Source organism: Hydrogenophaga palleronii, from assembly GCF_031457455.1.
GTDB lineage: Bacteria > Pseudomonadota > Gammaproteobacteria > Burkholderiales > Burkholderiaceae_C > Hydrogenophaga > Hydrogenophaga palleronii_A.
In genome coordinates, this window is the sequence record NZ_JAVDWU010000002.1 from 384,751 (window position 1) to 397,887 (window position 13,137).

General features: G+C 61.0%; 10 protein-coding genes. 9 read left to right on the forward strand and 1 reads right to left on the reverse strand.

Annotated features, from left to right (window positions below; genetic code table 11):
• Window positions 1-344: 344 nt before the first annotated feature.
• The 5 genes from ahpC to J2W49_RS06400 all read left to right on the forward strand — a co-directional run bounded on the left by ahpC (window position 345) and on the right by J2W49_RS06400 (window position 5,732).
• Window positions 345-908, forward strand: a complete 564-nt coding sequence (ahpC, locus tag J2W49_RS06380; RefSeq protein ID WP_310313809.1) for an alkyl hydroperoxide reductase subunit C — start codon at window positions 345-347, stop codon at window positions 906-908.
• Between the two features lie 221 nt (window positions 909-1,129).
• The gene (gene ahpF, locus J2W49_RS06385) at window positions 1,130-2,713 is read left to right on the forward strand and encodes an alkyl hydroperoxide reductase subunit F (protein WP_310313119.1); all 1,584 of its coding nucleotides are present in this window, start codon (window positions 1,130-1,132) and stop codon (window positions 2,711-2,713) included.
• A gap of 301 nt (window positions 2,714-3,014) precedes the next feature.
• On the forward strand, window positions 3,015-3,275 hold the full coding sequence (locus tag J2W49_RS06390; protein WP_304913187.1) for a DUF4212 domain-containing protein: 261 nt from the start codon (window positions 3,015-3,017) through the stop codon (window positions 3,273-3,275).
• Window positions 3,276-3,290: 15 nt separating this feature from the next.
• Window positions 3,291-5,147, forward strand: coding sequence for a sodium:solute symporter family protein (locus J2W49_RS06395; RefSeq protein WP_310313122.1), 1,857 nt, complete (start codon window positions 3,291-3,293; stop codon window positions 5,145-5,147).
• Between the two features lie 222 nt (window positions 5,148-5,369).
• Window positions 5,370-5,732, forward strand: coding sequence for a hypothetical protein (locus tag J2W49_RS06400; protein WP_310313125.1), 363 nt, complete (start codon window positions 5,370-5,372; stop codon window positions 5,730-5,732).
• A gap of 146 nt (window positions 5,733-5,878) precedes the next feature.
• On the opposite strand, the gene ppsR is transcribed toward J2W49_RS06400, so the two are convergent.
• Complete coding sequence (ppsR, locus tag J2W49_RS06405; protein WP_310313128.1) at window positions 5,879-6,700, reverse strand: posphoenolpyruvate synthetase regulatory kinase/phosphorylase PpsR; 822 nt, start codon at window positions 6,698-6,700, stop codon at window positions 5,879-5,881.
• Between the two features lie 250 nt (window positions 6,701-6,950).
• Here ppsR and ppsA point away from each other — a divergent pair, with 250 nt between their 5' ends.
• The 4 genes from ppsA to J2W49_RS06425 all read left to right on the forward strand — a co-directional run bounded on the left by ppsA (window position 6,951) and on the right by J2W49_RS06425 (window position 13,064).
• Window positions 6,951-9,368, forward strand: a complete 2,418-nt coding sequence (gene ppsA, locus J2W49_RS06410) for a phosphoenolpyruvate synthase (RefSeq protein ID WP_310313131.1) — start codon at window positions 6,951-6,953, stop codon at window positions 9,366-9,368.
• Between the two features lie 153 nt (window positions 9,369-9,521).
• Window positions 9,522-9,755: a hypothetical protein gene (locus tag J2W49_RS06415; RefSeq protein WP_310313135.1), complete on the forward strand. Its 234-nt coding sequence runs from the start codon at window positions 9,522-9,524 to the stop codon at window positions 9,753-9,755.
• Between the two features lie 166 nt (window positions 9,756-9,921).
• Window positions 9,922-12,693 carry an ATP-binding protein gene (locus J2W49_RS06420; protein ID WP_310313137.1) on the forward strand — a complete coding sequence of 924 codons (2,772 nt, stop codon included), beginning with the start codon at window positions 9,922-9,924 and terminating at the stop codon, window positions 12,691-12,693.
• On the forward strand, window positions 12,690-13,064 hold the full coding sequence (locus J2W49_RS06425; RefSeq protein WP_310313140.1) for a response regulator transcription factor: 375 nt from the start codon (window positions 12,690-12,692) through the stop codon (window positions 13,062-13,064). The genes J2W49_RS06420 and J2W49_RS06425 overlap by 4 nt, the downstream gene beginning before the upstream one ends.
• Window positions 13,065-13,137 lie beyond the last annotated feature (73 nt).

Genomic DNA, 13,137 nt, shown 5'->3' on the forward strand with positions numbered 1-13,137 from the left:
GGCTGGCTGCGGCGCAACAATTTGCGCGCCATGGCTGGCTGGGAAAGCGATTCTATTGCAAATGAGAATGAGTTCTATACTGAAACTCATCTTCTCATGAAGATCCAGACTTGAGAGGCCTCAGCCCATCGAACCATGCGAGCCGTCGTTGCGGCTTCAGCCAATAACGAAAACCATTACGATTGTTCTTGAATGCTGCATGGCAACAAAAGCTATGCACTTCATAGCAACTATCAATTCGTTGATTTGATAGTTGTCTACTATGATTCGAGGGTCGCATCTGACGATTCCCTCCCTCTCTTTCAACCCTCCATCCAGGAAACACCATGACCATGATCAACCCCATTTCTCTGATCAACACCAAAGTTCAGCCGTTCAAGGCCCAGGCTTTCAAGCAAGGCAAGTTCATCGAAGTGAGCGACAAGGACCTGCAAGGCAAGTGGTCGGTGCTGATCTTCATGCCCGCCGCGTTCACCTTCAACTGCCCCACCGAAGTGGAAGATGCCGCCGACAACTACGCCGAATTCCAGAAGGCCGGTGCCGAGGTCTACATCGTGACCACCGACACCCACTTCTCCCACAAGGTGTGGCACGAAACCTCGCCCGCCGTGGGCAAGGCCCAGTTCCCGCTGGTGGGCGACCCCACCCACCAACTGACCCGTGGCTTTGGTGTGCACATTGAAGAAGAGGGTCTGGCGCTGCGCGGCACCTTCATCATCAACCCGGAAGGCGAAATCAAGACGATGGAAGTGCACGACAACGCCATCGCCCGTGACGTGAAGGAAACCTTGCGCAAGCTCAAGGCCGCTCAGTACGTGGCCAAGAACCCTGGCCAGGTCTGCCCTGCCAAATGGAACGAAGGCGAGAAGACCCTGACCCCTTCGCTGGACCTGGTCGGGAAAATTTAAGCCCGCCCCCACGCCGCGCCTGCGGCGCGTCACCCCCTCAAGGGGGCGATACCAGTGGCCCGGCAAAGCCGGTTCCACGGTATCTCTGGAATGGAGCAGCTCGCTCCGGAACCGCTCCCTTGATTGGCAGTTCCGCTGCCCGATGGGCTTGTTCATAGGCCCATCCAACAGCGGCACTGAACCCTTCAGTGCTCACCCGTTTCATTCTTCAGGAGTCCGCCATGCTTGACGCCACCCTCAAATCGCAGCTTCAGACCTACCTTGGCATGCTGCGCCAGCCCATTCACCTCATTGCCTCACTGGACGAGAGTGCCACCGGGGTGGAGATGCGCGGCCTGTTGGAGGACATCGTCAGCCTTTCCGACAAGGTGACCCTGGACACCTCGGGCAATGACAGTCGCAAACCGTCGTTCGTGGTCGCGCGATCCGGGGAAAGCACTGGCGTGCGCTTTGCCGGCTTGCCGCTGGGGCACGAGTTCACTTCGCTGGTGCTGGCCCTGCTATGGACCGGTGGCCACCCGCCCAAGGTGGAGGCTGACGTGATCGATTCGATCAAGGCGCTGGACGGTGATTTCGATTTTGAGGTCTACATGTCCCTGACCTGCCACAACTGCCCGGACGTGGTGCAGGCCTTGTCGCTCATGGCCATCTTCAATCCCCAGGTGAAGACGGTGGTGATCGAAGGTGGCGCCTTCCAGAAGGAAGTGACCGAGCGCGAGATCATGGCCGTGCCCATGGTGTTCCTGAACGGGCAGGTCTTTGGTTCCGGTCGCATGACGGTGGAGGAAATCGTCGCCAAGCTCGACACCAACGCTGGCGATCGCGATGCCGCGAAGCTCAATGCCAAAGACCCGTTTGACGTGCTGATCGTGGGCGGCGGCCCCGCAGGCGCCGCGGCTGCGGTGTACGCTGCTCGCAAGGGCATCCGGGTGGGTGTGGCGGCCGAACGATTTGGTGGTCAGGTGAACGACACCATGGCGATCGAGAATTACATCTCCGTGCTGGAAACCGACGGGCCCAAATTTGCTGCGGCCCTCGAAGCCCAGGTGCGCCACTACGAGGTGGACATCATGAACCTGCAGCGCGCAGACAAGCTGATTCCTGCTGAGGAGCCGGGTGGTCTGGTGCAGGTGCAGATGGCCAACGGTGGGGTGTTGCAGGCGCGCAGCGTGATTCTGTCCACTGGTGCACGCTGGCGCAACGTGAACGTGCCTGGCGAACAGGAATACAAAAACAAGGGCGTGGCGTACTGCCCGCACTGCGATGGTCCCTTGTTCAAAGGCAAGCGTGTGTCGGTCATCGGCGGTGGCAATTCGGGCGTTGAGGCCGCGATCGATCTGGCCGGTATCGTGCAGCACGTCACCTTGATCGAGTTTGCAGACGAACTCAAGGCCGATGCGGTGCTGGTGAGCAAGCTCAAGAGCCTGCCCAATGTGACCGTTCATGTGAATGCCCAGACCACCGAGATCACAGGCGCCGACGGCAAGGTCAATGGCCTGTCGTACAAGGACCGCGTCAGCGGTGGTGTGCATCACATTGAACTTGAAGGTGTGTTCGTGCAGATCGGGCTCGTGCCCAACACGGAGTTTCTCAAGGGAACGATTGAACTCAGCCGCTTCGGCGAGATCGTGGTGGATGCCAAGGGACACACCAATGTGCCCGGCGTGTTCGCAGCGGGCGACTGCACAACGGTGCCCTACAAGCAGATCGTGATCGCAGCCGGCGAGGGGTCGAAGGCAGCCTTGAGTGCCTTTGATTACCTGATTCGACAGCCTGTGATGGAGCCAATAGAAGTGGCCGCCTGAAACCTCGTCCTTCATCAGGGGCCCGCTGGCGGGCATAAAAAAAAGAGCGACCTCCTTGGTCGCTTTTTTTGTTTCTTACGCCAAGCTTGCTATCACTTTGAAAGCTTGGCGTCAGGTTTTCTGCGGGGTCTTAGGTGATTACCCTTGATGTCGCCTCAATAGGGCTGTCACGCAATTTTCGCGTAAGCCAGTCTCACGACATTGGCCCCGTAGTGGCACGAACCGTGTGTTCATGTCGTGCAAGTCGAACCAGTTTGAACACCGGTTCGTGGGACAACCTTCCATCGAGGAGACATCTTTCATGAGTAGCGATAGCAACGCAAAGGCCTATTGGTCTGCAACGCTGGGGCTGTTGACCAAGGTTCTGGTCATCTGGGCCCTGGTCTCTTATGGAGCCGGCATTCTGTTTGCCCCCTTGCTCAACAACATCAGTCTCGGCGGCTACCCGCTGGGTTTCTGGTTTGCACAGCAAGGCTCCATTTACGTGTTCATCGCGCTGATCTTCTGGTACGCGCACAAGATGGGCCAGATCGACCGCAAGTTCGGCATGCAAGAAGACTGATCAAGAGGAATAAAAATGGACCTTCAAACCCTGACCTACGTGGTGGTGGGCTTCACCTTCGCGATCTACATCGGCATCGCCGTGTGGGCCCGCGCTGGCAGCACCTCCGAGTTTTATGTGGCCGGCGGCGGCGTGCATCCCGTGACCAACGGCATGGCCACCGCAGCCGACTGGATGTCGGCCGCGTCTTTCATCTCCATGGCCGGCCTGATCTCCAACATGGGCTACGGCGGCGCCGTGTTCCTGATGGGCTGGACCGGCGGCTACGTGCTGCTGGCCATGCTGCTGGCACCGTACCTGCGCAAGTTCGGCAAGTTCACTGTGCCGGAGTTCATCGGTGACCGCTTCTACTCCAAGGGAGCCCGCAACGTCGCCGTGTTGTGTCTGCTGGTGGCTTCGCTCACCTACATCATCGGCCAGATGACCGGCGTGGGCGTGACCTTCGCTCGCTTCCTGGGCGTGACCAGCGATCAGGGCATCTACATCGGTATGGCGATCGTGTTTGCTTACGCCGTGTTCGGTGGCATGAAGGGCATCACCTACACACAGGTGGCGCAGTACATCGTGCTGATCCTGGCCTACCTGGTGCCGGCCTTCTTCATCTCGTTGAACCTGACCGGTAACTTCCTGCCACAACTGGGCCTGGGCTCTTCCATCGCTGGTACCGATGTGTCGCTGCTGACCAAGCTGGACCAGGTGGTGACCGACCTGGGCTTTGGCCAGTACACCACCACTGCTGCGGGTTCCACGCTGAACATGATGTTCTACACGATCTCACTGATGATCGGTACCGCTGGTCTGCCCCACGTGATCGTGCGCTTCTTCACCGTGCCCAAAGTGGCCGATGCACGCGCATCCGCTGGCTGGGCACTGGTGTTCATTGCACTGCTGTACACCACGGCGCCTGCTGTTGGCGCGATGGCCAAGTTGAACCTGCATGGCACGGTGAACTCCGCTGTGGGTCTGGTGAGTGACGCCGACGGTCGCCTGGGTGTGAACCCGGAGGCGGTCAAGGCCAATGCAGACGTGTATGCCACCGAAAACAGCCTGGTCTACGAACAGCGTCCTGACTGGATGAAGCGCTGGGAGCGCACCGGCCTGCTGAAGTGGGAAGACAAGAACGGCGATGGCCGTATCCAGTACTACAACGACAAGACCAAAAACGAAGTCGCCAAAGGCAAGGCCGAAGCGGCTGGCTGGAAGGGCAACGAGCTGACCGTGAACGCCGACATCATCGTGCTGGCGAACCCGGAAATTGCGCTGCTGCCCAACTGGGTGATCGCGCTGGTGGCTGCTGGTGGCCTGGCCGCTGCGCTGTCCACCGCTGCTGGTCTGCTGCTGGCCATTTCGTCTGCCATTTCGCACGACCTGATCAAGGGCGCCATCAAGCCTGACATCAGCGAAAAGGGCGAGCTCATGGCCGGCAAGATCGCCATGGCGGTGGCCATCTTTGTGGCGGGCTGGCTGGGCTTGAACCCGCCCGGCTTCGCGGCGGGTACGGTGGCTCTGGCGTTCGGTATTGCGGCTTCCACCATCTTCCCCGCGTTGATGATGGGCATTTTCAGCCGCACCATGAGCGACAAGGGTGCTGTTGCCGGCATGCTGGCGGGCCTGTTCGTGACCCTGTTCTATGTGTTCGCTCACAAGGGCATCTTCTTCATCCCGGGCACTGCCTATGTGGAGATGGTGGGTGGCGTGAACGGCTTCTTCACCATCACGCCCGAAGCCTTCGGTACCGTGGGTGCCATTACCAACTTTGTGGTGGCCTTCCTGGTGAACAAGATCACGGCACCTGCACCGAAGCACATCCAGGAGCTGGTGGAGTCGGTCCGCGTGCCCAAGGGCGCTGGCGTGGCCACTGGCGGCCACTAAGTAAGGTCTGAGACTGCTGACGCTGGCGGCGACGCCGGCGCTATGCTGAACACGGCCCCGTCGGTTCGCCGGCGGGGCCGTGTTGTTTCTGGTGCTCCAGGCGCACAATCGCGCCATGGATGTTGCCCATTGCGTGGGTTCTGCAAAGCCGTGATTGACGCGGGCTTTGCAGAGTCTGTTCATCGACGTTGACTGAAAACTGTTTTCCCAAGGACCGATCGAATGCCTTTGCCCAGTGTTTTCATCCTGAACTGGATCTTTTTGCTTGCGTTGTTTCCGGTGGCTTTTTTCTGGCTGCGACGCGCCTACCGCATTCTCGTGAAGCGGGACTACTCCGAGGTTGCGCTGAAAAAGGGCGTGCCGCCGCCCAATGTGGAAAAGTACGCCCCCTACGAGATGGCGATCAATCTGGTGGGAGGGGCCGTGATGGTCTGCCTGTTGGTGGCCGTGCTCGGCTTCCAGGCGCTGGCATCAGACGACTGGATCGCTGTTGCGGGTGTGACCTTGTGGTGCAAACTGTTTGCTTCGTTTGCGCTCAGCCGTCAGGCCCATGGGCTGGGCCCCAAGAAGAAACAAAGCAGCTGAGCACCTCTGTGTGAGCGAACTGCGGGAACGTCCATCCCGCGTGGAAAGAAGTGCCTCAGACCAGGGCACCCGAGGAACCGGCTTTGCCGGGCCTAAAGGTGCGTCCCCCCTCTGGGGGGAAGCCGCGTGAGCGGCGCAGGGGGGAGTCAATACTCCAGCCGCTCCGGCCGAATTTCCTGAAGGATCGTGGTGGCGATTTCTTCGATCGACTTGGTGGTGGTCGACAACCAGCGAATCCCTTCGCGGCGCATCATGCCCTCTGCCTCGCTCACTTCCATGCGGCAGTTGTCCAGGTTGGCGTAGCGCGAATTGGGCCGGCGTTCGTTGCGGATTTCGCTCAGGCGCTCGGGCGCGATCGTCAGGCCAAAGATCTTTTTCTTGTGCGGTGCCAGGGCGGGTGGCAGTTTGCGGCGCTCGAAGTCTTCCGGGATGAGGGGGTAGTTGGACGCCTTGAGCCCGTACTGCATGGCCAGGTAGAGCGAGGTGGGCGTCTTTCCGCTGCGGCTCACGCCCACGAGAATCACGTCGGATCCTTCCAGGTCGCGGTGACTCTGGCCGTCATCGTGGGCCAGTGAAAAGTTGATGGCCTCAATGCGATCGTTGTACGCCTTGCTCTTGGAGGCATCCGAAAACCGGCCGACGCGGTGATTCGACTTGAGACCCAGTTCCTGCTCCATGGGTTCGACGAAGGTGCCGAACATGTCCAGCATCATGCCCTGGCAGTGGTTGGTGAACACCGAGAGCACGTCCATGTTCACCACCGTGGTGAACACCAGCGGGCGTTTGCCCTCCACCGCAGCGGTGTGATTGATTTGCCGCACCGCCTGGTGCGCCTTGTCCACACTGTCCAGAAACGGCAGGCGCACCCGACGAACCGAGGTTTCGAACTGGGCCAGCAGGGCGTTGCCAAAGGTCTCGGCGGTGATGCCGGTGCCATCGGAAATGAAATAGACCGTTCTGTTGGACATGTTGTGGCTCTGACCGGGTCAGGTGACAAGGGACGTTGGGCTGGGCTGTGTTTTTTTACAGCGCACCCATCCGTCAGGCTTTTGAAATGGGCCTGCCCACTACAATCAGCGGCTTGGCTCGAACCCATTATCCCGGTTCTGCCTGCCTCGATTTCCGCCCCGTTGCCCGGCGCCCGACCCACAACACAACCACAGGTCATGAGCCTCGCGCATGGAGCCCCCGGTTTTTTAACTTGAGCGGAGTCTATCCATGTCCCTGTTTTCCCCGACCGATCTGGTCGTGCCTTTCGAGCATTTGCGGATGAGCGACGTCGAAACCGTCGGTGGCAAAAATGCCAGCCTCGGCGAGATGATTTCCCAGCTCCCCAGCGGCGTGAAAGTACCCACGGGGTTCGCCACCACGGCCCATGCGTTCCGGGAGTTTCTCAAGTATGACGGCCTGACCGATCGCATCAATGCGCGGCTTGATGCACTGGACACCGAAGACGTGCGCGCCCTGGCCGAGGCCGGTGCCGAGATTCGCGCCATGGTGGAAAACCAGCCATTCCCTGCCGACCTGGAAAAAGCCATCCGCGACGCGTTCACGACCCTGGTGGGCGACAACCACCAGGCGACTTTCGCCGTTCGTTCATCGGCCACCGCCGAAGATCTGCCCGATGCTTCGTTCGCTGGCCAGCAGGAAACCTTTCTGAACGTGCACGGCATTGACGAAGTGCTGCACAAGATGAAGGAGGTGTTCGCCTCGCTGTACAACGACCGCGCCATCAGCTACCGCGTGCACAAAGGCTTCGCCCATGCAGACGTGGCGTTGTCCGCAGGCGTTCAGCGCATGGTGCGCTCCGACACCGGCGCCGCTGGCGTGATGTTCACCATTGACACCGAATCCGGCTTTGAAGATGTGGTCTTCATCACCTCCAGCTATGGCCTGGGCGAAACCGTGGTGCAGGGCGCTGTAAACCCTGACGAGTTCTACGTGCACAAGCCCATGCTCAAGGCCGGCAAGCGCGCGCTGATCCGCCGCAACCTGGGGTCCAAGCTGATCCAGATGGTGTTCAGCACGGCCGAGGAGAAGGCCGCAGACGGTCCGCTGAAGGGCAAGCTGGTGAAGACTGTCGACGTGCCAGTGGAGCAGCGCAACCGCTACAGCCTGACCGACGCCGACGTGGAGCAACTGGCGAAGTACGCCCTGGTGATCGAGCAGCACTACGGCCGTCCGATGGACATCGAGTGGGGCAAGGACGGCACCGACGGCCAGATCTACATCCTGCAGGCACGCCCCGAGACCGTGAAGAGCCAGAGCGCGGGCAAGACCGAGGTGCGCTACAAGCTCAAGGGCAAAGGTGCGGTTCTGGCGTCCGGTCGTGCCATTGGCCAGAAGGTGGGCACCGGTCCGGTGCGCCTGGTGCACAACATCAGCGAGATGGACAAGGTGCAGCCTGGCGACGTGCTGGTGACCGACATGACCGACCCGAACTGGGAGCCGGTGATGAAGCGCGCCAGCGCCATCGTGACCAACCGCGGCGGGCGCACCTGCCACGCGGCCATCATTGCGCGCGAACTGGGTATTCCTGCGGTGGTGGGCTGCGGTGATGCCACAGACACCCTCAAGGACGGCACGCTGGTGACAGTGAGCTGTGCAGAGGGCGACACCGGCCACATTTACGACGGCCTGCTGGAAACCGAGATCACCGAGGTGCAGCGCGGCGAAATGCCCCCGCTGGATGTGAAGATCATGATGAACGTGGGCAATCCCCAGCTCGCCTTCGATTTCGCCCAGATGCCCAATGGCGGTGTGGGCCTGGCGCGTCTGGAATTCATCATCAACAACAACATCGGCGTGCATCCCAAGGCGATCCTGGACTACCCTCAGATCGATGCCGACCTGAAGAAAGCCGTCGAATCCGTGGCCCGTGGGCACGCATCGCCCCGTGCTTTCTACGTCGACAAGGTCGCGGAAGGTGTGGCCACCATTGCCGCCGCGTTCTGGCCGAAGCCGGTCATCGTTCGCCTGTCGGACTTCAAGAGCAACGAATACCGCAAACTGGTCGGTGGCTCGCGCTACGAGCCCGATGAAGAGAACCCGATGCTGGGTTTCCGTGGCGCAGCGCGCTATATCAGCGAAGACTTCCGCGAAGCCTTTGCCATGGAGTGCGAGGCACTCAAGCGCGTGCGTGAAGACATGGGCCTGAGCAACGTGCAGGTGATGGTGCCTTTCGTGCGCACGCTGGCGCAGGCCGAACGCGTGACAGGGTTGCTGGCCGAGAAAGGCCTCAAGCGTGGCGAGAACGACCTCAAGGTCATCATGATGTGTGAGATCCCCAGCAACGCGGTGCTGGCCAAGGACTTTCTGCAGTACTTCGATGGTTTCTCCATCGGTTCGAACGACCTCACCCAACTCACGCTGGGGCTGGACCGCGATTCGGGGCTGGAACTGCTGGCGCATGATTTTGATGAACGCGACCCCGCTGTGAAGGCCTTGTTGACGATGGCCATCGGTGCCTGCAAGGCTGCCGGCAAGTACGTGGGCATCTGCGGCCAGGGACCCAGCGACCACCCGGACTTTGCCCAATGGCTGCGCGATGAAGGCATCAGCTCGATCTCGCTCAATCCGGACTCGGTGGTGGACACCTGGCAACTGCTGGCGTCAACGGCCAAAGACGCGGATTGATGACCAGGCAGGACTGACGATCCAGCGAAAAGGCGAGGTCATGACCTCGCCTTTTTTGTGTCCGCCTGCGTAAGCGCTGGGTCAGTGCCTGGGGCACAATGAACGGGCAGGGCGACGGCAATGTACCGGGACCTGTCGAATGAGGAGACACACATGTTTCAAGGCCTGGACGCACAACGGCTGGTGGCCCTGTTTCTGGCAGGCTGGGCGCTGTTCAATTTCCCATTGTTGGCCCTTTGGGAACACGACACGGTCGTGTTCGGTCTGCCACTGTTTCCCCTGGCGTTGTTCGTGGTGTGGGCGCTGCTGATCGCTGCGCTGGCCTGGGTGATGGAGCGCAGTGCCTGGCGCGAAAAGCGGGCGACCGCCGCAACGCGCGGTGATTGAGTTCAGAGATGGCCATGCACATCCCTGCACATCTCAGAATCCCGTCACCATTTGGCATGCGTGCCTGTGGGGCCGCCTGGGCTGGTCGGCGCACCCGTTGCTGTCCAGTTCGCGCGGGGCGCCGACACGGGGTCATCCAGCGCCTTGACGCCAAAGCCCGCTGAGCATGCTGTCCGGGTCACTGGTCATCGGGGTTTCATTCGCGTACCTGCTGGTGCTGTTCGCGGTGGCTTACTGGGGCGATTGGCGCGCGGCGCAAGGGCGATCCGTCATCGCTAGCCCCTGGGTCTATGCCTTGTCCATGGCGGTTTATTGCACCGCATGGACCTATTTCGGCAGCGTGGGCAGAGCGGCCAATTCCGGGGTGTGGTTTCTGCCGATCTATCTGGGACCCATGCTGGCGATGATCATGGCCTGGATGGTGGTGCGAAAGATGATTCGCATTGCCAAGACCTACCGCATCACCTCCATCGCCGATTTCATCGCGAGCCGCTACGGCAAAAGTCCCACGCTGGCCGGTCTGGTCACGCTCATCACCGTGGTGGGCATCGTGCCCTACATTGCCCTGCAGTTGAAGGCCATTGCCAGCGGCTATGCGGTGCTCACATCGCCACTGGGCCAGCCGGCCGTACAGAGCACGCAATGGTGGAGCGACAGCACCTTGTATGTGGCGCTGGCGCTGGCCGGGTTCACGATCGTGTTCGGTGCGCGGCACCTCGACAGCACCGAACGACATGAAGGCATGGTGGCCGCCATCGCCTTCGAGTCTGTGGTGAAGCTGATGGCATTCATGGCGGTGGGGCTGTTCGTCAGCTTCTGGCTGTTCTCAAGCCCGGCGGCTTTGTTCGAGCAGGCCCGCGCCGTGCCTGCACTTCGCGAGCTTCTGCAGTTCGGACAAGGGCAGCCATTTGCTTACGCCCAGTGGCTGGGCCTGACCTTGCTGGCGATGCTGTCCGTGATCTTCCTGCCGCGCCAGTTTCAGGTGATGGTGGTGGAAAACGTGGATGAGCAGCACCTTCGCCGGGCTGTGTGGGCTTTCCCTCTGTACCTGTTTCTGATCAATCTGTTCGTCCTGCCGATCGCGATTGGTGGTCTGCTGCATTTTGGGCCTGGGGTCATGGACCCCGAGACCTTCGTGTTGTCTCTGCCCTTGTCGCAGGGCTACGGTTGGCTGGCCTTGTTCGTCTTCGTGGGCGGGCTGTCGGCCGCCACCGGCATGGTGATCGTGGAGGCGATTGCCGTGTCCACCATGGTCTGCAATGATCTGGTGATGCCCATCCTGCTGCGCATGCGGCGGTTTGGTGCCCGCGCCAGTGGCGACCTGACCGGCTTGCTGCTGGGGATCCGGCGCCTGGCCATCCTGGGCATCCTGCTGCTTGGCTACCTCTACTTTCACCTCGCCGGCGAGGCGTATGCCCTGGTCAGCATCGGCCTGATCAGTTTTGCGGCGGTGGCTCAGTTTGCACCGGCCATGCTGGGTGGCATGTACTGGAAAGGCGGCACCCGGCGCGGCGCACTGGCTGGCCTGATGGTGGGTTTCGCGTTCTGGGCGTACACCTTGATGCTGCCTTCGCTGGCCAAGTCGGGGTGGTTGCCTTCGGCTTTTCTTGATCAAGGCTTGCTGGGCGTCGAGCTGCTCAAGCCCGAGGCCTTTCTGGGCTTGACCGGCCTGGACAACCTCACGCATTCCCTGTTCTGGAGCCTGCTGGCCAACATCGCTGCATACGCCGGGCTGTCTCTGTGGCGTTCGCCCACCGCGGTTGAAACGAGCCAGGCTTTGTTGTTCGTTGACGTGTTCCACCGCACGGCGGCGTCTCATCCGGTGTTCTGGCAAGGCAAGGCACAGGTCTCGGCCTTGCTGCCCCTGGTGGGACGCTTCCTGGGGGCGGAACCTGCACAGCGGCTCTTTGAGGACTATGCCCGCCGCGTGGGTGTGGCCCGCATCGAGGACATCTCGGCCGATGCCCGGCTGGTGCAGTTCGTGGAAACCCAGCTCGCGGGAGCCATTGGCAGTGCGTCTGCGCGCGTGATGGTGGCCTCGGTGGTGGAGGAGGAGGCGCTCGACCTCGACGACGTCATGCGCATTCTGGAAGAAGCCTCCCACCTGCGCGCTTATTCACATGCACTGGAAGACAAATCCCGCTCGCTGGAACGGGCCACCTCCGAGCTTCGAAAGGCCAACCAGAAGCTCAAGAGCCTGGACCGCATGAAGGACGACTTCATGTCGTCGGTCACCCACGAGTTGCGCACGCCCTTGACGTCGATCAGGGCATTGTCCGAACTCATGCGTGATGATGACAATATGCCGCTTGCGCAGCGCCAGAAGTTTCTCGACATCATCGTGACCGAGGCCGAGCGCCTCAGCCGACTTGTGAACCAGGTGCTCGACATGGCCAAGCTGGAAGCGGGCCATGCCGACTGGCACCCTACCGATGTGGACATGCGCGACCTGCTGGCCAAGGCCTTTGGCAGCATGGCAGAGTTCTACCGGGAAAGGGGCATCACACTCAACATGCGCCTGCCCGACAAGGTGCGCACCCTTCGGGTCGACGCCGACCGCATCACCCAGGTGGTTTTGAACCTGCTGTCGAATGCGGCCAAGTACGCACCCCGAGGCGGTGGCCAAGTGGTGCTGACCTTGAGCGAAGATCAAGAGGGCATCACGGTGGAGGTACAGGACAACGGGCCGGGCATTCCAGACGACCAGCAAGGCATGGTGTTCGAGAAATTCCGGCAGGTGGAAGGGGACGAGCATTACCGCCCCGGTGGCACGGGTCTCGGCTTGCCGATCAGCCGACAGATCGTGGCGTACTTTGGCGGTCGCATGTGGCTGCGCTCGGAGGTCGGGCAGGGTGCCTGTTTCGGGTTTTTTCTCCCCTGGCATCGCGAAGCCCCTGACGAACAAGATGAACCCATGAACCGGAGCAGTGAGATATGAGCCAGAAGATCCTGATTGCAGATGACGAGCCCAACATCCTGATCTCGCTGGAGTTCCTGATGAAGCGCGAGGGCTATGAAGTGGTGGTGGCCAGGGACGGCCAGGAGGCCATCGACGCCATCGAACGTGAGCGCCCGGCACTGGTGCTGCTCGACGTGATGATGCCGATCAAGACGGGCTTCGATGTCTGCCACGAGGTGCGCGCCAGCGAAACCTTGCGGGACACCCCCATTCTCATGCTCACCGCCAAGGGACGCGACACGGATGTGGCAAAAGGCCTGGCCCTGGGCGCCAACGCCTACATGACCAAGCCGTTTTCCACGAAGGAACTGGTGCAGAAGGTGCGGGAAATGCTGGGGCAGACACCATGAGACATCCTGCCTCAAACCCTCGGCCGTTCCGAGGGCGCACGGCCTCGGAGTGCGCAGCACGGAGGGTGGTTCA